We start from the raw sequence: 22,297 nt of genomic DNA on the forward strand, positions 1-22,297 counted from the left end.
GATAGTAACAGCGGCCAAAGATAACGCCAAGAGACATCTTCACCTCTGGCCCAAATTAATCGGGGCACCATCAGGGTGCCCCGCAAACGCATTCAACAAACCGGCATCAAAGCGGATCGGCCTTGAGGCAGGAGACCGCATGGTCGAAGTTGCCCTCAAGCATGGGACGGGTCTTGGCACACTCGGGGCCTGCCACCGGGCAGCGGGTGCGAAACACGCAGCCGGACGGCGGGTTCATCGGCGATGGCAAGTCCCCTTCCAGGATCTGGATGACCTTGCTGCGCTCCAGATCCGGATCCGGAATGGGCACGGCCGACATCAGCGCCTTGGTATAGGGATGCAGGGGATTCGCAAAGATCTCCTTGCGCGTGCCCAGCTCCACCGCGTTGCCCAGATACATCACCAGCACCCGATCCGAGATGTGCTTGACCACGGACAAGTCGTGGGCGATGAAGATGAGCGACAGCCCCATCTCCTTCTGGATAGCCTTGAGCAGGTTCACCACCTGAGCCTGGATGGAGACATCCAGCGCCGAGACAGGCTCGTCGCAGATGATCATCTTGGGCTCCAGGATCAGCGCCCGGGCGATGCCGATACGCTGGCACTGACCGCCGGAAAACTCGTGCGGGTAGCGGTTCACCAGGTTGGGCAAGAGGCCCACCTTGGTCATCATGGTGCGCACCTTCTCCTTCACCTGCTCTTTGGAGAGGTTCGGATAGAAGGTGATGAGCGGCTCGGCGATGATGTCGCCTATGGTCATGCGCGGATTCAGGGAGGCCAGCGGATCCTGGAAGATCATCTGGATCTCCTTGCGTTTCTCCCGCAGCGCCTTCTGGTCGAGCTTGGTCAGATCGTTGCCAAGCCACACCACCTTGCCGTCGGTGGCAGGCACCAGGCCGATGAGGGCACGGGCGAAGGTGGACTTGCCACAGCCGGACTCCCCCACCACACCCAGGGTCTCCCCTTCATACAGACGCAGGGTCACACCGTCTACCGCCTTCAACGCCGAGGGCTTGGCCCAGGGCCAGGCCCTGTCACTCTTGATGCTGAAGTGGACCTTGAGGTCGGACACTTCCAGCAGCAGTTTCTTGTCAGTACCCATTTAATTCGCCCCCTTGATCATGGCATCCGATACCCAATGGCAAGCCCGCTCACGGCCGTCGTTGAACGGCGTCAGGAGCATGGAGGATTGCTGGCCGCATATAACAGCATTCATACGCTCACCTCCTTGGCATTGATGGCATCAGATACCCAATGACAAGCCCGCTCACGGCCATCGTTGAACGGCGTCAGAACAGGTGACTGCTGGCCGCAAATCTCGTGTACCCGGTGGCAGCGCTCCTGGAAGGGGCAGCCGGTGGGCAGACGCAGCAGGTTGGGCGGATTGCCCGGAATGGTGGGCAGCTCTTCCCCTTCGGTGTCGAGGCGGGGAATGGCGCGCAGCAAGCCTTCGGTATAGGGATGGCTCGGACGATAGAAGATGTCGTTCACCCGGCCGTACTCCATGGTCCGACCGGCGTACATCACCAGCACCTTGTCACAGATGCCAGCCACCACGCCCAAGTCGTGGGTGATCATGATGATGGAGGTGTTGAACTCGCGCTTGAGCTCGCTCATCAGCGTCATGATCTGGGCCTGCACCGTCACGTCCAGCGCCGTGGTCGGCTCATCGGCGATGAGCAGCTGTGGCCGGCACAAGAGGGCCATGGCGATCATCACCCGCTGACGCATGCCACCGGAGAACTCGTGGGGGTACATGTTCATCCGCTTGCGCGACTCGGGGATCTTGACCGCATCCAGCATGCGCACCGACTCTTCGAACGCCTCGGCCTTGCTCACCCCCTTGTGCAGCATCAGCACTTCCATCAGCTGATCCTTCACCTTCATGTAGGGGTTCAGCGACGTCATGGGGTCCTGGAAGATCATGGCGATCTTCTCGGAGCGGATCTTGTTGAGCTTGTGCTCCGGCAGATTCAGGATCTCGTCGCCCTGAAACTTGGCCGAGCCCGTGATGATGCCGTTCTTGGCCAGCAGCCCCATAATGGCAAAGGCCGTCTGGGACTTGCCGGAGCCGGACTCGCCGACGATCCCCAGGGTCTCGCCAGCAGCGAGAGAGAAGTTGAGGTCGTTGACCGCCACCACATTGCCGTCCGGGGTCTTGAACTCGACCCGCAGATCTTTTACATCCAGTAATTTCATAAAAACTCCTTATCGATCCTTAGCCGCTCTTGTTATCGATCCTTCGGATCGAGTGCGTCACGCAGACCATCCCCGAGGAAGTTGAAGCAAAACAGGGTCACCACCATGAAACCGGCGGGGAACAAGAGTTGCCAGATGGCCACTTCCATCGACTTGGAGCCTTCATCCAGCAGGGCACCCCAGCTGGTCATGGGTTCCTGGACGCCGAGGCCCAGAAAACTCAGGAAGGATTCAAACATGATCATGCCCGGCACCAGCAAGGTGGCGTAGACGGCCACGATACCGAGCACGTTCGGTACTATGTGACGGGTGATGATCTTCCACTTGGAGACGCCACAGACGTGGGCCGCCTCGATAAACTCCTTGCTCTTGAGGCTCAGGGTCTGGCCTCGCACGATCCGCGCCATGTCGAGCCAGCTCACCGCACCGATGGCGATGAAGATGAGCGCCAGATTGCGGCCGAAGAAGGTCACCAGCATGATCACGAAGAACATGAAGGGGAAGGCGTTGAGGATCTCCAGCACGCGCATCATCAGGCTGTCGATCCGCCCGCCGATGAAGCCGGAGGCTGCGCCGTAGAGGGTGCCGATGACCACGGCCACCATGGCACCCATGATGCCGACCATCAGCGAGATGCGGCCGCCCAGCAGGGTGCGCACGAACAGATCGCGCCCCAGGCTGTCGGTGCCGAACCAGTGGCCGGTTTCCATGTCAGGCGCAGCCTGCATGGCGCCCCAGTCCGGATCGTCGAAGGTGTATTGGGACAGGTGCGGCCCCACTATCACCGCCAGACCGATAATGGTCAGTATGATGAGGCTGGTCAGCGCCGCCTTGTTGCGCAGGAAACGGCGACGGGCATCCTTCCACAGGGAGCGTCCTTCCACCACTTCCACTTGCTGTGCGAACGCCGCTATGGCTTCGCGTTTCTCAGTTGTGACAACCATGATGTACTCCCGACTTAGTAACGGATCTTGGGATCGATAAAGGCATAGAGAATATCGACCACGGCGTTAAAGGTGATGGTGAGGGCGCCGACCAGAATGGTCAGCCCGAGCACCATGGAGTAATCACGGTTGAGGGCACCGTTGACGAACAGCTGGCCTATCCCCGGCAGGCCGAAGATGGTCTCGATCACCACGGACCCCGTGATGATGCCGACGAAGGCCGGGCCCAGATAGGAGACCACCGGCAGCATGGCCGGGCGCAGCGCGTGCTTGAGAATGATGTGACGCAGCGGCAGGCCCTTGGCGCGGGCGGTACGGATGAAGTTGGAGTTCATGGTCTCGATCATGCTGCCGCGCATGATGCGCGAGATGGCGGAGATGTAATACATCATCATGCCAAATACCGGCAGTACCATGAATTGCACCCCGCCCCCCTGCCAGCCACCGGCCGGGAACCAGCCCAGATAGATGCTGAAGAAGAGCACCAGCAAGGGTGCCAGCACAAAGCCCGGGATCACCACCCCGGCCATGGCCGACGACATCAAGAGATAGTCGATGAGGGTGTTCTGTTTCAAGGCCGCTATGGTGCCAAAGGTCACCCCCAGCAAGACGGCAAAGACGAAAGCCGCGCTCCCGATCTTGGCGGAAACAGGCAACGCCTGGCTCACCAGATCATTGACGCTGAAGTCCTTGTATTTGAAGGAAGGCCCCAGATCGCCCTGCACCAGGTTGCCAAGATAGGTGAGGTATTGCACGCCGATGGGCTTGTCCAGGCCGTACTTGGCCTCGATGTTGGCCAACACTTCCGGCGGCAGGGAACGTTCGCTGGTGAAGGGGTTACCCGGTGCGAAACGCATCATGAAGAAGGAGACTGTGATCAAGACCAGCAGAGTCGGGATCGCTTCCAGTAGACGTTTAAGAATGAATTTCAACATAGACAATTCCTGTCCTGTACTGCTTCCAAAGGGTCGCGGTTGTAATAAAGGCCCGCCGTCCGGCGGGCCTGCTTGTTATGCGACTTGTTATTTTACTCAGTGAGCAATGATATACATGTCTTTGCTGTAGAGGTTGTCCAGCGGGTTGGCCGGGTAGCCGCCCACGTAGGACTTGACCATGCGGGAGGTCACGTACTGGTAGATGGGGGCAATCGGCATGTCCTTGGCCAGGATCTCTTCGGCCTGGACATAGAGCTTGTTGCGGGAGGCTTCATCCACCTGATCGCGAGACTCTGTCATCAGCTTGTCAAACACCGGGTTGGAGTACTTGCCGTCGTTGTTGCCGTGAGTGGTCTGCATCAGATCCAGCATGGAAGAGGCTTCGTTGTAGTCGGCGATCCAGCCGGCACGGCCCACGTCAAACTGACCCTGCTTCTTGGTTTCCAGGTAGGTTTTCCACTCCTGGTTTACCAGGCTCACCTGCACGCCCAGCTTCTTCCACATGGAAGCAACGGCGACCGCCACCTTCTTGTGGTTGTCATCTGTGTTGTAGAGCAGCTCGAATTTCAGCGGCTTGCTGGCATCGAAACCGGCCTCTTCCAACAGGGCTTTGGCCTTGGTGTCACGCTCCGCCTGGGTCATCTTGGACCACTCGGGGGCAACCGGCTTGAAACCGTCCACGAAGTCAGGCACGAGCGTGTAGCCTGGCAGCTCACCCTTGCCCATCACCTTCTCGGCGATCACGTTGCGGTCGATGGCGTAGGAGAGTGCGGTCCGCACGCGCACGTCATCAAACGGCTTCTTCTTGAAGTTGTACTGGTAGTAGTAGGTACCGACGTAACCACTCACCTTCAGCTCATCGGGCTTCTCTTTCTTCATCTGCTTGAAGCGTTCGATGGGCATGTTGTAGGTGAGATCCACTTCGCCCGCCAGATAGCGGTTCAGCTCGGCGTTGGTGGACTGGATCGGCAGGTAGGTGACGGTATTGATCACCGTCTTGGCGTTGTTCCAGTAGTTGGGGTTGCGCTCGATGTCGACGCGCTCGTTCACCACCCAGTCTTTCAGCTGATAGGCACCGTTGGATACCATGTTGCCGGGCTGGGTCCACTTGTCACCAAACTTCTCTACCACTTTCTTGGGCACAGGGTAGGTGGTGGTGTGGGAGAGCATGCTGACGAAGTAAGGGATCGCTTTTTCCAGCTGCACTTCGAAGGTGTAGTCGTCGACCGCCTTCACACCCAGGGTGTCAGACGGCTTCTTACCGGCGATGATCTCGCTGGCATTGACTATGGTCGGGATCTCCAGATACCAGGAGTAGGGCGACGCAGTCTTGGGATCCACGGCCCGCTTGAAGGCGAACTCGAAATCGTGGGCTGTCACGGGATCCCCGTTGGACCACTTGGCATCTTTGCGCAGGTGGAACACGAAGTGTTTGTTGTCCTTGGTTTCCCAAGACTCGGCCACGGCAGGGAGCACTTCCCCCTTGGGACCTGAACTCACGAGACCTTCGAACAGGTCACGCAGAATATTGGATTCAACCGTTCCTTCGGTTTTGTGGGGATCGAGCGTTGCCGGCTCGGAGCCATTGCCTTTCACCAACTGCTGAACATCAGCCAGCTTGGTGCCTGCGGGAACATCAGCGGCTTGCGCCACATTGACACCGCCAAACAGAGCTGCCACCAAGAGGGTATTAATCATTGTTTTTTTATGAGTCATTTCCATACTCCAACAAGAACATTCCATGCATTTGTCCATCAACGAGATAAGTACCCCGCTGCCAGCATAATTCCCTGACATTTCTGATAATGCAATAGATATTGTCAGGCGAGGCTGGGCTTCATGGTTAAAAAAACAGCTTTTAGCCAATTATTCAGCATTTAAATATAGCGTTGCGGACGTTTTTTATACAAACCCGCTCGATTCTAGGAAATGACCAACAAAAAAGAAACAATAAAAAGCCGGTCACGAGGACCGGCTCCGACAAAACAGACCTGAATCACATCAATCCGGGGAAGACCCCCTTGATCCCCGCCACCATGATCTCGATGCCGAGCGACATCATGATGAGACCCATGATCCGGGTGACCACGTTGATGCCGGTATTGCCCATCAGCTTGAACAGCAAGGGGGCGGCGCGGAAGATGAGCCAGGAGCAGAAGGCAAACACCATCACCACCAGCGACATGCCCAGCATCTGGGACCAGGTGCTCTGGCTGGCGTAGACAATAGAAGAAGAGATGGCTCCCGGGCCCGCCATCAGCGGCAGTGCCAGCGGCACCACAGCGACAGATTCCCGCGCGGCCAGTTCCCCTTTCTCCTGCTTGTTATGCTTCACCTCCCCCAGCTTGCCCTGCAGCATGGACCAGGCGATCAGGGTGATGAGCGAGCCGCCGGCGATGCGAAACGACGCCAGCGAGATGCCAAAACCGTCTAGGATCAGCTGCCCCATGTACATGGAGACCAGCAGGATGATCATCACCGCAATATTGGCAGTGGTGTTGGTTTTCATCCGCTCTTCCGGCGTTTGATGGCCGGTCAGACTGACAAAAACCGGCAGCAATCCCAACGGATTGATGATCGCGAACAAACCGATGAAAAACTTCAGATATAAAGAGACGTCAATTGCTGCCATAGGCGCCATCCAGAAGTAAGCAAGGCCACACGGGCCACCCCGATTAACCGAGCGTAAATTTACACCATGCCCTCAACCTTCACCAATCAAATAATCTCACCCTTTCCGTGGCTTTTCAGTTAGTTCCTCTAATGTATCGCCAAAATTCAACACATTGATTTGTTAATAAACATTGTCACGATTTAACACTCTGGTAAAATCGCTTCGAGTTTTATGCGGCCACGGAGTTTGGGCGCAACATTTCCTCTCAGCAAACAAGGATTTTGTAATGATTGATACGGACATCAAACTGCAATGGCACCTGGATTCGCTGCCGGCAGGCACGGTCGACCCCCTGCTCGGCTTTTTTGACCGGCTGCCGCTCGATCCCTATATCCAGGGCACCTTTCGGGAGCGTCGCTATGGCCGCGTAGAGAAAGAGGGTGCACGCTTCTTCCCTCTCGACAATGGCGTCTTCTTTCAGGCCGCCGCCATCAACAAGTTCCTCGGGGATGTGCCCAGAACCTATGCCGAGCTGGACCCCGCCTTCGTCGCCCACCCCGCCTTCCAGCTGATGCTGACCCGCTTTGCCCGCCATATCCGGTTGGCGGATGGCAAGGCGATCGGCATTCACCAGATGCGGATCACCACGAGCCAGGGCGAGAGCGTGCCCCCCGCACCGGAAGGCGTCCATCAGGATGGTTTCGACTTCATCGGCGTGTTCTTTTGCGGCAGCGAGGGCGTCAGTGGCGGCGCACTTCAGCTCTATCATGGATTAAAAGAACAACCATTTTTTCAACAAGAATTAAACGCTGGTGGGTATCTGATCCTGGATGATCGTCGTTTCTATCACAATGCGGCCCCCATACTGCCCCTGGCCCCGACACGGGGACACTGGGACGTGATAGTGCTAACTGCTTGAAAAATGGTGCGTGGCGCCCTGTTCACGCACTATTCAGCCCGCTTTTGCTCCACTCTACATTCGTGTAACATCCGGAAAACATGTATTGTGAAACAAAATTTCTTTTGTTCTTTTGTTACACATGATCCAGATCAAGTTTTTCTGAGTCAGCCCCGCTCTATAATCGACTCAGAAAGCAATTTAGTAAGGCATGTAAATACCCCCTTGTAGTGATTCTCGCCTTGACAGGGCGACTATAATTGCCGGGCATTGCCAAACTCTTACTAAACAGTTTTCAAATCATCAGGAGATAAACATGGCAGTAACCAATTTGGCTGAACTGGATGCACTGGTCGCCCGCGTCAAAGAAGCACAGCGTGAATTCGCCAGCTTCTCGCAAGAGCAGGTAGACAAGGTTTTCCGTGCCGCCGCCCTGGCCGCCAGCAATGCCCGTATCCCCCTGGCCCAGATGGCCGTGGAAGAGTCAGGCATGGGTATCATCGAAGACAAGGTTATCAAGAACCACTTCGCCTCCGAATACATCTACAACGCATACAAAGACGAGAAGACCTGCGGCGTCCTGAGCCAGGATGACGAGATGGGCACCATGATCATCGCCGAGCCGGTTGGTATCATTTGCGGTATCGTTCCGACCACCAACCCGACCGCTACCGCGATCTTCAAATCGTTGATCTCCCTGAAGACCCGCAACGCCATCATCTTCTCCCCGCACCCACGCGCCAAGAACTCCACCAATACCGCTGCCAAGCTGGTACTGGATGCCGCCGTTGCCGCCGGTGCACCGAAAGACATCATCGGCTGGATCGATCAACCGTCCGTTGAGCTGTCCAACGCGCTGATGAAACACAACGACATCAACCTGATCCTGGCCACCGGTGGCCCGGGCATGGTGAAAGCCGCTTACTCCTCCGGCAAGCCTGCCATCGGTGTAGGTGCTGGTAACGTGCCTATCGTCATCGACGAAACCGCCGATGTGAAACGTGCCGTTGCCTCCATTCTGATGTCCAAGACCTTCGACAACGGTGTAGTCTGTGCTTCCGAGCAAGCCGTCATCGTCGTTGACGCCATCTACAACCAGGTGAAAGAGCGTTTCTCCAACCACGATGGCTACATCCTGTCCAAAGATGAAGCGGACAAGGTACGTAAAGTGCTGCTGATCAACGGCGCGCTGAACGCAGATATCGTTGGCCAGCCGGCCACCAAGATCGCCGCCATGGCTGGCGTGACTGTGCCTGCCACCACCAAGATCCTGATCGGTGAAGGTCTGGAACTGTGCGCTGAAGATGAGTTCGCTCACGAGAAGCTCTCTCCGACTCTGGGTATGTTCCGTGCCAAGAACTTCGAAGAAGCCGTCGAGATGGCCTGCACCATGGTCAACATCGGTGGTATTGGTCACACCTCTGGTCTGTACACCGACCAGGATCGCAACCAGGACCGTATCAGATACTTCGGCGACAAGATGAAGACCGCCCGTATCCTGATCAACACCCCCTCCACCCAGGGTGGTATCGGTGACCTGTACAACTTCGCTCTTGCTCCTTCCCTGACCCTGGGTTGCGGCTCCTGGAGTGGTAACTCCATCTCCGAGAACGTCGGTCCCAAGCACCTGATCAACAAGAAGACAGTCGCAAAACGGGCAGAAAATATGCTGTGGCACAAACTTCCGAAATCCATCTATTTCCGTCGTGGCTCCCTGCCGATCGCCCTCGGTGATCTGGAAGGTAAAAAGCGTGCAATGGTCGTCACCGACCGCTTCCTGTTCAACAACGGCTATGCCGACGACGTGGTTCGTCTGCTCAAGAAGCTGAACATGGAAGTGGAAGTATTCTACGAAGTAGAAGCTGACCCGACTCTGTCCATCGTCCGCAAGGGCGCCGAGATGGCGAACTCCTTCAAGCCTGATGTCATCATCGCGCTGGGTGGTGGTTCACCCATGGATGCGGCCAAGATCATGTGGGTCATGTACGAGCACCCGGATACTGCGTTCGAAGACCTGGCCATGCGCTTCATGGACATCCGCAAGCGTATCTACAAGTTCCCGAAAATGGGTGTGAAGGCCGAACTGGTCTGTATCACCACCACGTCCGGTACCGGTTCTGAAGTCACCCCGTTTGCGGTCGTGACCGACGACGCCACCGGCATGAAGTACCCGCTGGCCGACTACGAGCTGACCCCGAACATGGCCATCGTCGATGCCAACCTGGTCATGAACATGCCCAAGTCCCTGTGCGCCTTCGGTGGTGTGGATGCGGTCACTCACGCCATGGAAGCCTACGTTTCCGTACTGGCCAACGAGTACTCCGACGGTCAGGCGCTGCAAGCCCTGAAACTGCTGAAAGAGTACCTGCCGTCCAGCTACCAGAACGGTGCCAACGACCCGGTTGCTCGTGAGAAAGTACACAACGCGGCCACCATCGCCGGTATCGCGTTCGCCAACGCCTTCCTGGGTGTGTGCCACTCCATGGCGCACAAACTGGGTGCTGAATTCCACATTCCGCACGGTCTGGCCAACGCCCTGCTGATCAGCAACGTGATCCGCTACAACGCCAACGACAACCCGACCAAGCAGACTGCGTTCTCCCAGTACGACCGTCCGCAAGCTCGCCGTCGTTATGCGGAAGTGGCTGACCACCTGGGCCTGAGCGCTGCCGGTGACCGTACCGCAGCCAAGATCGAGAAGCTGCTTACCTGGCTGGACGAGCTGAAAGCCACTCTGGGCATCCCGGCCTCCATCCGTGAAGCCGGCGTGAACGAAGCCGACTTCCTGGCCAAGGTTGACCAGCTGGCGCTGGAAGCCTTCGATGACCAGTGCACCGGCGCCAACCCGCGCTACCCGCTGATCACCGAGCTCAAAGCCATACTGATGGACACCTACTACGGCCGCCCCTTTACTGAGGAAGCCCGAGTAGCAACCAAGGTGGAAGCCAAGGTTGAGACCAAGGTGGACAACAAGAAAAAATCCAAGGCCTGATAATCGGACTTGAAGTAGAGAGCCCGCGCACATGCGCGGGCTTTTTTGTTTGTCTATCTCTCTAATTTTGCTAGCTTGTTGGTAGGCATTCATGAAATGCGAGTTAGCACATGGCGCTGATACAAGCCTCGATAGAGCAGTTACGGATCGGCCACTACATCCATCTCCCCACGGGATGGACCAGTCACCCTTTTATGTTCAATGCCTTCAAGATCAAGGATCAGCAGCAACTCGACATCATTCGCCATCTCGACCTCAATCTGTTGATGGTGGATCCGGACAAGAGCGACCTGCCCATAGAGCCCATCTTGCGCGGCGATATTCCCTCCGCCGGCCCCGATCTGTCGATCATCGACGAGGTCATAGACACGGGCCCGACCCCCTTCGACGAGAAAGCCTTCCGCCGCTCCCTGCGCGCCGCCGACAAGGCCTTTGGTCAATCCATGTCCGAGCTGCGCGATGCGCTGGGGGCCCTCAACCTCAAGCCTGACGAGGGGCTGGCCAACACGGCGCAGATAGTGCGCAACGCCGCCGCCCGCATCAGTGAGCATGAGGGGCCGCTCGGCCTGCATCTCATTCGCAGCCCGCACACCGACATCCTGCTGCAGCACAGCCTGAACGTGGCCTTCATCGCCATGCTGATGGCCCGGGAACTCGGCATGAACCCCATCGAGATCGAGGAGACGGGACTGGCAGGCCTGGTACACGATATCGGAGAGCTGAAGATCCCGAGCCAGATCACCCAGAAACGGGGGGATCTCAACAAGTCAGAGCAGAACTTTCTCAAAATGCATCCCCAGTACGGGCTGGAGATGCTGACCCAGTTGCAGGCATTTGAGCCCAAGATCCGCCAAGTGGCCCATCTGCACCACGAGCGGCTCGATGGCAGCGGCTTTCCCCTCGGCATCAAGGGCGGCGAGATCCCGCCACTGGCACGGATCATCGGACTGGTGGACTACTATGACGAGCTGCTGCACCCGCGCAGCAGCGCGACCCCGGCCGCACCGAGCCAGGCCATCAGCCAGCTCTACAAGCTGTCCCAGAAGAAGTTCGATCAGGATCTGGTCAAGCTGCTGATAAAGGTCCTGGGTGTCTATCCCCCCGGTTCCCTGGTGCAGCTCTCCGACGACTCCGTGGCGCTGGTGCTCTCCACCGAGCCCACCATGCCCCTCAAACCCAAGGTGCTGCCCTACATCAAGGCACAGCGACCGGAAGGGGTGGCCATGCTGGATCTGCGGGAGGATGAGCGCACCATCAAGTCATTTATCAAGCAAGAAGACCTGGATGAGGGACAGCGGCTGTTTTTCAACCTGACCCGGCGCTTCTGTTACTATTTTGCCTTCTGAGTTATCCCCAGAAGCTGGGGATAACTCATTGGACAAACCTGAATAATTGTCCAATTACCCTCAAAACGGTCCACTGCCGACCATGGATAAAAAACGCCCAGCCAGGGGGCTGGGCGGAGCATGCCACCTCCGTGTGGCGTATCCAGCGGATACATTCATGCTCCATCCAGCAATACCAACCCTTGGGCGATTACACAAATATCAATTTAACATGCTGATTTGATATGGTTTTATGGCGCGTTTCTGGCAAACTTCGCCCGCAATCGAGCGCACGTCGCTCACAGAACAAGATCCTGATCACACTTATTCATGGCTGCCGCTTTTTTCGGCTCGGACTCTGAGGAACGTTTTTTATGCAGTTGGTCCTCTCTCTGCTTCAACAGATGAGCGTCAGTCTGGTGATCGCCTATCTCTTCTCCAAGAGTCCGCTGCTGCGCCCCCTGGCCAACTACTCCGTCAGACTTCCTCACAAGATACTGATATACATCATTTTTTCTTGTTTTTGCATCCTGGGTACCTACGTGGGGCTGGATATCGACGATGCCATCGCCAATACCCGGGCCGTCGGGGCCGTGCTGGGGGGACTGCTGGGGGGGCCGCTGGTGGGATTTCTGGTGGGACTGACCGGTGGTGTGCACCGCTACAGCCTGGGGGGATTCACCGATCTGGCCTGCGCCATCTCGACCACCTGCGAGGGGCTGCTGGGTGGGCTGGTGCACTGGCGCCTGATGCGCTCTGGCAGAATGAACGCCCTGTTCGAACCCAGGATCGCCTTCTTCACCACCCTCTACGCCGAGATATTGCAGATGATCATCATACTGCTGGTGGCGACCCCGTTCGATCAGTCCCTGCTGCTGGTGCGCACCATAGCCACCCCCATGATCCTGGCCAACTCCTGCGGCGCGGCCCTGTTCATCAGCATGATCCGCGATCAGCAGCAGATGTATGAGAAGTTCTCCCGGGTCTTCTCCGCCAAGGCGCTCACCATCGCCAATCGTACCGTCGGCATCATGAGCCAGGGCTTCACCCCCGAGGCCAGCAACAAGATTGCCCACATCATTCAGGAAGAGACGGGGGTCGGCGCCGTCGCCATCACGGATACCGACAAGATCCTCGCCTTCATCGGCACCGGAGAAGATCACCACAAGCCGGGTACCCCCATCACCTCGGCCATCACCCTGCGGGCCATCGCCCGCAACAAGGTGCTGTTTGCCGATGGCAACAGCCAGCCCTATCGCTGCAGCATCTCGCCCCAGTGCCAGCTGGGCTCGGTGCTGGTGATCCCGCTGCACGGCGACGAGGGGGTGATCGGCACCATCAAGCTGTATGAACCCAAGAAGCGCTTGTTCCTCAAGATCAACCACACCCTGGGGGAAGGGATAGCCAACCTGCTGTCACAGCAATTGCTGACCGGCCGGCTGGAACAGCAGCAGCGCCTGCTGGTGCAATCCGAGCTCAAACTCATCCAGGCCCAGATCAACCCCCATTTCCTGTTCAATACCCTCAACACCATCAGCGCCATCACCCGACGGGAGCCCGAGCGGGCACGTCAGCTGCTGCTGCACCTCTCCTTGTTCTTTCGCAAGAACCTCAAGCGCCAGAGCGGGTTGGCCAGCCTGCAGGAGGAGCAGGAACACTGCCAATCCTATCTCGAGATAGAGCTGGCCCGCTTTGGCGATCGGCTGACCGTCATCAACGATATCCCGCCCCATCTGGCCGGCCTGACGCTGCCGAGTTTTACCCTGCAACCCCTCATCGAGAATGCCATCAAGCACGGCATCTCCACCCTGCTGGAGCAGGGCCGTATCCGTCTTTATGCCGAAGAGAGCCAGGAGAGCGTGACCATCTGCGTGGAGGACAATGCCGGCACCTGGCAGGAGGGACCGGCGGGGGATGGGCTCGGCATGACCATAGTGGATCGGCGCCTCAAGAGCGCCTTCGGCAGCCGGTATGGCATCCGCGTCAGCTGCGAGCCCGAATGCTGGACCCGGGTCGCGTTCACCCTGCCCCGGGAGGCGTCATGACCAGAAGCGCCCCCTCGCCCCGGATGATCCGCCCGCCCGACCCCTTGCATCCCCATTCCGCGCCGTTCACGCACCATCACGATATTCAGGAGAGCGCATGATCCGCACACTCATAGTCGATGACGAACCCTATGCCCGCGAGGAGCTGGCCCAGCACCTGGTGGGCGATCCCGACATCGAGATCCTGGGGCTGGCGGCCAACGCCATCGAGGCGCTGCCTCTGATCCAGCGGCTCAAACCGGACGTGGTGTTCCTCGATATCCAGATGCCCAAGCTGAGCGGCATGGAACTGGTGGCCATGCTCGATCCCCTGCCCCGCATCGTGTTTGTCACCGCCTTCGACGACTACGCCATTCAGGCATTCGAGGAGAACGCCTTCGACTACCTGCTCAAACCGGTGGAGCCGGCACGCCTCGCCAAGACGCTGGCTCGCCTCAAGCAGGATCTCACCCCACAGCCCATCGCCTCGCTGGCGCCGGCCATCCGCCACATTCCCGGCTATCTGCACAACCGGGTGCGGCTACTGCCCATCGAGCAGGTGGAGTACGCCTTCTCCGATCTCGGCGGGGTGCACGTTGCCTGCCAGGGCGAGCTGTTTCACACCCAGCTCACCCTGAAATCATTGGAGGAGAAGACGCCCCTGCTGCGCTGCCACCGCCAATATCTGGTGGCGCCGGGGGCCATCTTCGAGATCCAGCTGCTGGAAAACCAGCTGGCGGAGATAGTGACGCCAAGCGATGCCCGGTTGCCGGTCAGCCGCCGCTACCTCAAGGAGCTCAAAGACGAACTGGGGCTCGAATAACGGCGCGAGATTGTGCGCGGGATCACAGCCGGCGACCGCTCGGGTCGCCATGGCGCCGCTCGCCACGTTTCACCTGCCCTTCGGGGGCCCCCCCTCTAGACTCGCTACGCACACCATAAAATAACAATGATGGAGCGTAACAATGATCTGGTTCTTCCTCTGTGTCGGCTTGCTGATCGCCGGCTACTTTATCTACGGCAAGTTCATCGAGCGGATATTCGGCCCGAAACCCGAGCGCGCCACCCCCGCCATCACCATGGCTGACGGGGTGGACTATGTGCCCATGTCGGACAAGAAAGTCTACCTGGTGCAACTGCTCAACATCGCCGGCGTCGGCCCCATCTTCGGCCCCATACTGGGTGCCCTCTACGGCCCGGTCGCCATGCTCTGGATCGTGTTCGGCTGCATCTTCGCCGGTGCAGTACACGACTACTTCTCCGGCATGCTGTCGGTGCGCGCCAAGGGCGCCTCGGTGCCGACCGTGGTCGGCGAGCACCTGGGCACAGCCGCCAAACACTTCATGAACCTGTTCGCCGTGGTGCTCTTGATGCTGGTGGGCGTGGTGTTCGTGCTGAGCCCGGCGGGCCTCTTGGCCAACCTCACCTCCATCGATCTGGTCTACTGGATAGTGGCCATCTTTGCCTACTACATACTCGCCACCATAGTGCCCATCGACAAGATCATCGGCCGTTTCTACCCCATCTTCGGCGCCCTGCTGGTATTCATGTCGGTCGGCCTCATCATAGGGCTCATCGTCTCCGGCAAGGGCTTCTACAACACGGGGATGGATTTCTCCAACCTGCACCCGACCGAGCTGCCGCTCTGGCCGCTCTTGTTCATCACCATCGCCTGTGGCGCAGTGTCGGGTTTTCACGCCACCCAGTCCCCGCTGATGGCGCGCTGCATGCAAAACGAGAAGTCCGGTCGCTTCATCTTCTACGGCGCCATGATAGGTGAAGGTGTCATCGCCCTCATCTGGTGCACCCTGGGGCTCTCCTTCTACGACAGCACGGAAGCGCTCAACGCCACCATGGCCAGCGGCGGGCCGGCGGCCGTGGTGCACGAAGTCTCCACCAGCCTGCTCGGCACGGTCGGCGGCATACTGGCCATTCTCGGCGTGGTGATCCTGCCCATCACCTCCGGTGATACGGCGTTTCGCAGTGCCCGCCTGATCGTGGCTGACTTCCTGCACCTGACCCAGAAACCCATGGCCAAACGCCTGCTGATCGCCGTGCCCATGTTCATCCTCGGCTTCCTCATCTCCAAGGCGGAATTTGGCATCATCTGGCGCTATTTTGGCTGGGCCAACCAGACCACGGCCGTCATCATGCTGTGGGCTGCAGCGGCCTATCTGGCCAAAGAGGGCAAGCTGCACTGGGTCTGCACCATTCCCGCCATCTTCATGACAGCCGTGGTGTTCACCTATCTCGCCAACGCCCCCATAGGTTTCGGGTTGGAGATGGGCATCTCCACCATCATAGGCCTCACCTGCACCCTGGTGACGACGGTGGCCTTCCTGGTGAAATTCAGACCGGCACTGGTGAGCAGCACCAGCGAGAGTTGATCTGCTCAAGAAATTGAAAAAGGGAGCCTCATCGGCTCCCTTTTCTCTGCTCATTTCACGCCAGTGATGCCATACTTCCCCCGTAAGTCCTTGTCATCGATACGACTTTTCGGACTGGTGACGAATGGCATACCATCATTTTTGACGACTTCAGGCTGACTTAAGCTCCGGTACAAGAATATCGCTTAAGATGCCGTGCTAAAAAACGATAAATGTGTGATTCCCAATTGCTTTATAGAAAATTGAACTCAATGATTGGTTGTACATCAAACCGCTGGAGACCCCCATGTTCCTTGATTATTTTGCCCTTGGCCTGCTCTTCTTCGTCGGGCTGGTCATGTTCTACGGGATCATAGTGATCCATGACATTCCTTATGAAATAGCCAAGCACCGCCAGCACCCCCATCAGGACGCTATTCACGTGGCGGGATGGGTCAGTCTGTTTACCCTGCACGTGCTCTGGCCCTTCCTCTGGATCTGGGCCACCCTCTATCGCCCCGAGCGGGGATGGGGTTTCAACCAGCGCCTGCAGCAGGATGAGGACGAGATACAACTGCTCAAGCAGGAGCTCGCCGACCTCAAGACGCGCATCAATACCATCGAACAGACTGAACAACAGGGATAACTCATGGACCTGCTACTGATCCTGACCTACACGGCACTGTGCGTGGCCGTGTTCAAGATTTTCCGCATTCCTCTCAACAAATGGACAGTGCCCACGGCGGCGCTGGGCGGCGTGCTCATCATAGGTACCCTGATCATGCTGATGAACTACAACCACCCCTACTCCGAGATGGCGCGCAACTACTATATCTCCACCCCGATAGTGCCGCTGGTGAAGGGTCGCGTGGTCGAGGTGCCGGTACAGGCCAACCAGCCGGTGAAAAAGGGCGACGTGCTGTTTCGACTCGATGCAGCCCCTTTCCAGCTGAAGGCGGACAGCCTGGCGGCGCGGGTTGAATCCAACCGCAACTACCTCAAGTCGATCGAGGCCAGGTTGCGCTCTGCCAAGCTGGACCGGGATCGCGCCAGCGATCTGATGCGTCGTGGCGTCGGCAAGCAGCGCGACCTAGACGTCACCCAGGCCAATGTGGACGACATCGTGGCCCAGCTCGAGCAGCAACATGCAACGCTGGAAGATCTGCAGGCCCAGCTCGATGAGGCCAAGTATCAGGTCGAGCAGACCGTGGTCTATGCCCCGAGTGACGGTCATGTGGTGCAGCTGGCCCTGCGTCCCGGCATGATAGCCACTCCCTACATGTATCGTCCGGTGATGACCTTCATTCACGAGGATGAGACCGCTTATGTGGGCTGGTTCTGGCAAAACAGCATGCAGCGCCTGGCGGTGGGTGATGAGGCCGAAGTGGTGATCGACGGCATCCCCGGCAAGATCTTCCAGGGCAAGGTGAGCGCCGTGATCCCGGCCATCGCCGCAGGCAACGTGCAGGCCAACGCCGGTTTGCTGGATCAGACCAGTGCCGTGCGGCCGGGTCGCCTGCCGGTACTCATCTCCATCACGGATCCCGAGTGGCCCAAATATCAGGTGATCGCCGGTGCCAGCGGCCAGGCTGCCATCTATACCCAGCATTTCCACCACGTCTCAGTGATGCGCAAAGTGCTGCTGCGCATGGCGAGCTGGATGAACTACGTCTTCCCCTTCCATTAATCAACGCAAGAGTCCCAGCGGGCCGGCATCATGCCGGCCCGCTGTTTTTGTGGCACCAAGATCCCTATAATGGCGCCATCCTGCACCACAGCCGTTCCCCATGTTCGTTCTCAGACCCTATCAAACCGACGCCGTCAATGCCGTGATCAGCCACTTTCGCCAACACCCGGATCCCGCCGTGGTGGTGCTGCCCACCGGCGCCGGCAAGAGCCTGGTGATCGCCGAGCTGGCCCGCAAGGCCCGTGGCCGCGTGCTGGTGCTGGCTCACGTCAAGGAGCTGGTGGAGCAGAACCACGCCAAGTACGAGGCCTGGGATCTCAAGGCGGACATCTTCGCCGCCGGCCTTGCCCGCAAGGAGGCCAATGCCCAGGTGGTGTTCGGCTCGGTACAATCGGTGGCCCGCAATCTGGCCGCCTTTGATGGCGCCTTCTCGCTGCTCATCATAGACGAGTGTCATCGAGTGTCGCTTGAGGATGACAGCCAGTACCATCAGGTAATAGCCCACCTCAAGGCCGCCAATCCAGCGCTCAAGATCCTCGGTCTCACCGCCACCCCCTATCGGCTGGGCCTTGGCTGGATCTACCGGCGCCACTACCACGGCATGGTGAAGAGCCACGGGGAGCGGCTGTTTGGCGACTGCGTGTTCGAGCTGCCGCTGCGCTTCATGGTCAAGAACGGCTACCTGACGCCGCCCAGGCTGGTGGATGCCCCCATAGTCCACTACGACTTCAGCAAGCTGGTGCCGCGCGAAAACGGCCTGTTCAGCGAGGCGGATCTCAACGGCGAGCTCAAGCGTCAGCAGAGGGTCACCCCCCATATCCTGAGCCAGGTACTGGAGTACGCCGCCGATCGGCAAGGAGTGATGATCTTCGCCGCCACAGTCGAGCATGCCCGCGAGATCCACGGCCTGCTCGGCGCCAAAGGAGAGAAGGCGGCCCTGATCACGGGCGAGACGCCGGGGCCGGAGCGCGATGCCCTTATCAGCGCCTTCAAGGCGCGGGAGCTCAAGTTCCTGGTCAACGTGGCCGTGCTCACCACAGGCTTTGACGCCCCCCACGTGGATCTCATCGTCATGCTGCGCCCCACCGAGTCGGTCTCCCTCTATCAGCAGATCGTCGGCCGCGGCCTGCGCCTCTCGCCGGGCAAGGCCGATTGTCTGGTGCTCGACTATGCGGGCAACAACTTCAATCTGTTTGCTCCCGAGGTGGGGGAACCCAGACCCCACGCAGGCACAGAGCCGGTGCAGGTGCCCTGCCCCGCCTGCGGCTTTGCCAACACCTTCTGGGGCAAGACCGACGAGGATGGCAAGGTGATCGAGCACTACGGTCGCCGCTGTCAGGGCTTGTTTGAAGATGACGAGGGCAACCGCGAGGAGTGTGACTATCGCTTTCGGTCAAAAATCTGCCCCGCCTGCGGCGCCGAAAACGACATCGCCGCCCGCCGCTGCCAGAGCTGCGATCAGCTGCTGGTGGATCCGGACGACAAGCTCAAGGAGGCGCTCAATCTCAAGGATTGCATGGTGATCCGCTGCGCCGGCCTCACCCTGGCTCCGGGTCGTGGCAAACAAGGGGAACGGCTGGAGGTGACCTACCACGACGAGGACGGACTCACCCTGATGGAGTACTTCGGCTTTCACTCCCAGGGCGCACGGCGCTTGTTTCAACAGGTCTTTGTGCGTCATCATTGGCCCGCCCCGGGCCTGGAGCCCGAATTTGCCACTCTGGCGAGCGTACTGGCCGTATCAAGCCAGTTTCGTCACCCGGATTTTGTCATCGCCCGCAAGTCGGGGCGCTTTTGGCAGGTGAAAGAGAAAATTTTTGATTATGACGGCCGGTATCGCACCGCCAACGCCTCTGGCTAGAGGCAGGCCCTGCGGTCGGTTGGTGAAAGAGAGAATGGTTTGTTATCAGGGTCGGTATCGCACTGCCGACACCCTTCGTCAAGTTAGAGGATTCTATGCAGCGGCTGTTGATTGGTTTTTGTGCTCTGTTTTCCATGGTGGCTCAGGCTGCCCCGCTGACCCCACCCAAGGGGGGCCAGTACGCCATCATAGTGCAGGGCAATGGCGGGGTGGAGTTTGCCCGCCACGCCGATGACATGATAGCGCCCGCCTCCACCATGAAGGTGCTGACCGCGCTCGCCGCCCGCCTCGAGCTCGGCGCCGACTTCCGCTTCGCTACCGACATCCAGGCCCAGCCTGGCGCCAAGCAGGGTGACGCCATCAAGGGCGACATCTGGATCAACTTCGTCGGCGATCCCACCCTGTCACGGATGGATCTGCTGGCCCTGTTCAAGCAGCTCGGGGTCAACCGCATCCAGGGCAACGTCTACGTCAACACAGGCGCCTACAACGGCTATGAGCGCGGCAACGGCTGGTCGTGGGGGGATCAGACTCTCTGCTTCGCCGCCCCCGTCTCCTCCGTCATCATCGACAAGAACTGCGCCTATGGCACCATCACGGCCACCCAGATTGGCAAACCCGCCACCGGCAACGTGGCCACAGGCGTGCCCATTGGCATCGGCGCCGACAACGTGGAAGTGATCAGCTATGGCGACATGGCCCGCCAGTTCTGCGCCCTGGAAGTGGACATGGCCAAGGGCAACTTCTACGAGCTCAAGGGCTGTATCACCCCGAACAAGGAGCCGCAGGGTCTGCGTTTTGCCATTCACGACGTGGAAGCCTGGGGCTGGGACAACATTCGCTGGGCCATGGACAGAGCCGGCATCAAGCATGAGGGATTGCTGCGCGTGACCCACAAGGCACCGGAAGGGGCCGAGACCCTGGGCACCCACTATTCAGTCTCATTGCCCATCATGCTCTCCAAGATGCTCAAAAAATCCGACAATCTCTACGCCGACACCTTCCTGAAGACGGTGGGCCGCCACTACTACAACAAGCCGGGCAGCTATCGCAGCGGCACCATGGCGGTGCGCGCCATCCTGACCAAGAACGGCATAGACTTGGGCAACGCCACCCTGGCCGATGGCTCGGGTCTCTCGGCCCACAACCTCATCAGTGCCCGCCAGATGCTGTCTGTGCTCACCTTCATCCAGAAAAACGACGCCGAACTCGGCTTCATCAAGCTGCTGCCCAGCTCTCAGGTGGATGGCACCCTGGCATGGCGGCGCAGCGTCACCGCCCCCATGATGAAAAACAAGGTGCACGCCAAGACAGGTACCATCACGGGCACCTCCAACCTGGCCGGCTTCATCGATACCGCCGGGGGGCAGCGCAAGGCCTTCGTGATGTTCCAGCGCGGCCTGTCGCAGGATCCCGCCACCCATGAGCGCTACCGTGCCAGCAAGGCTGTCTGGCCCTGGACAGTGTTCGAAAAGGGCGTGCTGGAGAGTATCTACCAGCAACAACCCATCCAGATCATCGAGCAGTAATGTGGGGAGCCACGTTGCCAGCAAGGTGGCTTATCGGATATGGCGAACGGCCGTATCGACAATTTCCACTTTGACTAGCCACGAGGCGGGGCTATGCTGTGCCCTGCTTCATATCAACGGAGAGAGAACATGTTTGCAGTGATTTTTGGTCGTCCCGGTTGCCCCTATTGTGTCCGTGCCAAGCAGATCGCCGAGCAGCTGGTTGAGCAGCGTGACGATTTCAAATTCCGCTACGTGGACATCCACGCCGAAGGCATCACCAAGGAAGATCTGGCCAAGAGCGCCGGCAAGCCGGTCAACACAGTGCCGCAAATCTTCCTGGACGAGCAGCACATCGGTGGCTGCACCGATTTCGAAGCCTATGCCAAAGAGAACCTGGGTCTCTACCAGTAAGCTCCCTAGCATGGAAAAAAGGCGCCTGATGGCGCCTTTTTTTATGGTGCAAACCGCCGCTCAGCCCGCGGTCGGGGTGAAGCGGCTCACCACCTGGCCCTGATGCTCGATCCACTCCATGAACATGGCCACAGGGCGGGCATAAACGGCTCCATCCTGCTCGGATTGATAGATCACCAGCTGCTCCTGGGTTTCGGTGTGCAGGGCCAGGGTGAGCACCTGATAATAGCCTCCCTTGAAGTGGCGATAACGGCCGGGCGCGGGTGCGTGCATGGAGATACCTCGACAGATGATGAAAATGGGCCCGGCGACGATGTGCCAAGGCCCCGCAAGGGGGACAGGCCAGGATTTTTTACGCAAGCCAATCGTGCCATTGGATGCGAATATTTCAACACAGTCGGGTAGCTTTGTTAATCAGCCCCTCATCTTTCACTGGTGAACCTCGGTTCACACAAACGATCGTGCTGAATTTAACGTTTCAGCAACCCTGTTTTAGGGCTAAAAATCAGGGAATTCTACTAAAAAGAAGA

At 58.7% G+C, this 22,297-nt stretch carries 19 protein-coding genes; 11 read left to right on the forward strand and 8 right to left on the reverse strand.

The features are described 5' to 3' along the window. Positions 1 to 106: 106 nt before the first annotated feature. From oppF to AACQ95_RS03760, 7 genes are all read right to left on the reverse strand, one after another. Entirely contained in the window at positions 107 to 1,102 is a 996-nt protein-coding gene (gene oppF, locus AACQ95_RS03730; RefSeq protein WP_043141223.1) for a murein tripeptide/oligopeptide ABC transporter ATP binding protein OppF, read from the reverse strand. Then, entirely contained in the window at positions 1,103 to 1,216 is a 114-nt protein-coding gene (locus AACQ95_RS03735; protein WP_098983810.1) for an oligopeptide transporter ATP-binding component, read from the reverse strand. Continuing rightward, positions 1,213 to 2,199 (reverse strand): ABC transporter ATP-binding protein, encoded by a 987-nt coding sequence (locus AACQ95_RS03740; RefSeq protein ID WP_241280639.1) that lies wholly within the window; start codon positions 2,197 to 2,199, stop codon positions 1,213 to 1,215. The genes AACQ95_RS03735 and AACQ95_RS03740 overlap by 4 nt, the downstream gene beginning before the upstream one ends. 32 nt (positions 2,200 to 2,231) lie before the next feature. Then, entirely contained in the window at positions 2,232 to 3,143 is a 912-nt protein-coding gene (oppC, locus tag AACQ95_RS03745; protein ID WP_043141227.1) for an oligopeptide ABC transporter permease OppC, read from the reverse strand. A gap of 14 nt (positions 3,144 to 3,157) precedes the next feature. Further along, positions 3,158 to 4,078 (reverse strand): oligopeptide ABC transporter permease OppB, encoded by a 921-nt coding sequence (oppB, locus tag AACQ95_RS03750; protein WP_043141229.1) that lies wholly within the window; start codon positions 4,076 to 4,078, stop codon positions 3,158 to 3,160. Between the two features lie 96 nt (positions 4,079 to 4,174). Next, on the reverse strand, positions 4,175 to 5,794 hold the full coding sequence (locus AACQ95_RS03755) for an ABC transporter substrate-binding protein (RefSeq protein WP_103470532.1): 1,620 nt from the start codon (positions 5,792 to 5,794) through the stop codon (positions 4,175 to 4,177). 280 nt (positions 5,795 to 6,074) lie between these two features. After that, positions 6,075 to 6,710: a YchE family NAAT transporter gene (locus tag AACQ95_RS03760; protein ID WP_005314822.1), complete on the reverse strand. Its 636-nt coding sequence runs from the start codon at positions 6,708 to 6,710 to the stop codon at positions 6,075 to 6,077. 268 nt (positions 6,711 to 6,978) lie between these two features. Here AACQ95_RS03760 and AACQ95_RS03765 point away from each other — a divergent pair, with 268 nt between their 5' ends. The 11 genes from AACQ95_RS03765 to AACQ95_RS03815 all read left to right on the forward strand — a co-directional run bounded on the left by AACQ95_RS03765 (position 6,979) and on the right by AACQ95_RS03815 (position 21,767). Beyond that, positions 6,979 to 7,611: a 2OG-Fe dioxygenase family protein gene (locus AACQ95_RS03765; protein WP_241280640.1), complete on the forward strand. Its 633-nt coding sequence runs from the start codon at positions 6,979 to 6,981 to the stop codon at positions 7,609 to 7,611. Between the two features lie 295 nt (positions 7,612 to 7,906). After that, the gene (gene adhE / locus AACQ95_RS03770; protein WP_043141234.1) at positions 7,907 to 10,582 is read left to right on the forward strand and encodes a bifunctional acetaldehyde-CoA/alcohol dehydrogenase; all 2,676 of its coding nucleotides are present in this window, start codon (positions 7,907 to 7,909) and stop codon (positions 10,580 to 10,582) included. A gap of 110 nt (positions 10,583 to 10,692) precedes the next feature. Then, the gene (locus tag AACQ95_RS03775) at positions 10,693 to 11,928 is read left to right on the forward strand and encodes an HD-GYP domain-containing protein (RefSeq protein ID WP_098983806.1); all 1,236 of its coding nucleotides are present in this window, start codon (positions 10,693 to 10,695) and stop codon (positions 11,926 to 11,928) included. A gap of 353 nt (positions 11,929 to 12,281) precedes the next feature. Continuing rightward, positions 12,282 to 13,952: a sensor histidine kinase gene (locus AACQ95_RS03780; protein ID WP_241280641.1), complete on the forward strand. Its 1,671-nt coding sequence runs from the start codon at positions 12,282 to 12,284 to the stop codon at positions 13,950 to 13,952. A 97-nt stretch (positions 13,953 to 14,049) separates the two neighbouring features. Beyond that, positions 14,050 to 14,754, forward strand: a complete 705-nt coding sequence (gene btsR / locus AACQ95_RS03785; RefSeq protein ID WP_241280642.1) for a two-component system response regulator BtsR — start codon at positions 14,050 to 14,052, stop codon at positions 14,752 to 14,754. 142 nt (positions 14,755 to 14,896) lie between these two features. Next, positions 14,897 to 16,318: a carbon starvation CstA family protein gene (locus tag AACQ95_RS03790; protein WP_241280643.1), complete on the forward strand. Its 1,422-nt coding sequence runs from the start codon at positions 14,897 to 14,899 to the stop codon at positions 16,316 to 16,318. A 286-nt stretch (positions 16,319 to 16,604) separates the two neighbouring features. After that, entirely contained in the window at positions 16,605 to 16,943 is a 339-nt protein-coding gene (locus AACQ95_RS03795) for a DUF3302 domain-containing protein (RefSeq protein WP_042869880.1), read from the forward strand. A gap of 3 nt (positions 16,944 to 16,946) precedes the next feature. Beyond that, positions 16,947 to 17,984 carry an HlyD family secretion protein gene (locus AACQ95_RS03800; protein WP_241280644.1) on the forward strand — a complete coding sequence of 346 codons (1,038 nt, stop codon included), beginning with the start codon at positions 16,947 to 16,949 and terminating at the stop codon, positions 17,982 to 17,984. A 100-nt stretch (positions 17,985 to 18,084) separates the two neighbouring features. After that, entirely contained in the window at positions 18,085 to 19,845 is a 1,761-nt protein-coding gene (locus AACQ95_RS03805; RefSeq protein WP_241280645.1) for a DEAD/DEAH box helicase, read from the forward strand. A 95-nt stretch (positions 19,846 to 19,940) separates the two neighbouring features. Then, on the forward strand, positions 19,941 to 21,374 hold the full coding sequence (dacB, locus tag AACQ95_RS03810; RefSeq protein ID WP_241280646.1) for a D-alanyl-D-alanine carboxypeptidase/D-alanyl-D-alanine endopeptidase: 1,434 nt from the start codon (positions 19,941 to 19,943) through the stop codon (positions 21,372 to 21,374). A 129-nt stretch (positions 21,375 to 21,503) separates the two neighbouring features. Beyond that, positions 21,504 to 21,767: a GrxA family glutaredoxin gene (locus tag AACQ95_RS03815; RefSeq protein ID WP_010633640.1), complete on the forward strand. Its 264-nt coding sequence runs from the start codon at positions 21,504 to 21,506 to the stop codon at positions 21,765 to 21,767. Between the two features lie 60 nt (positions 21,768 to 21,827). On the opposite strand, the gene AACQ95_RS03820 is transcribed toward AACQ95_RS03815, so the two are convergent. After that, positions 21,828 to 22,040 carry a DUF1653 domain-containing protein gene (locus AACQ95_RS03820; protein ID WP_043556427.1) on the reverse strand — a complete coding sequence of 71 codons (213 nt, stop codon included), beginning with the start codon at positions 22,038 to 22,040 and terminating at the stop codon, positions 21,828 to 21,830. Between the last annotated feature and the right edge of the window lie 257 nt (positions 22,041 to 22,297).

This window comes from Aeromonas sp. MR19 (assembly GCF_963899305.1).
GTDB lineage: Bacteria > Pseudomonadota > Gammaproteobacteria > Enterobacterales > Aeromonadaceae > Aeromonas > Aeromonas bestiarum.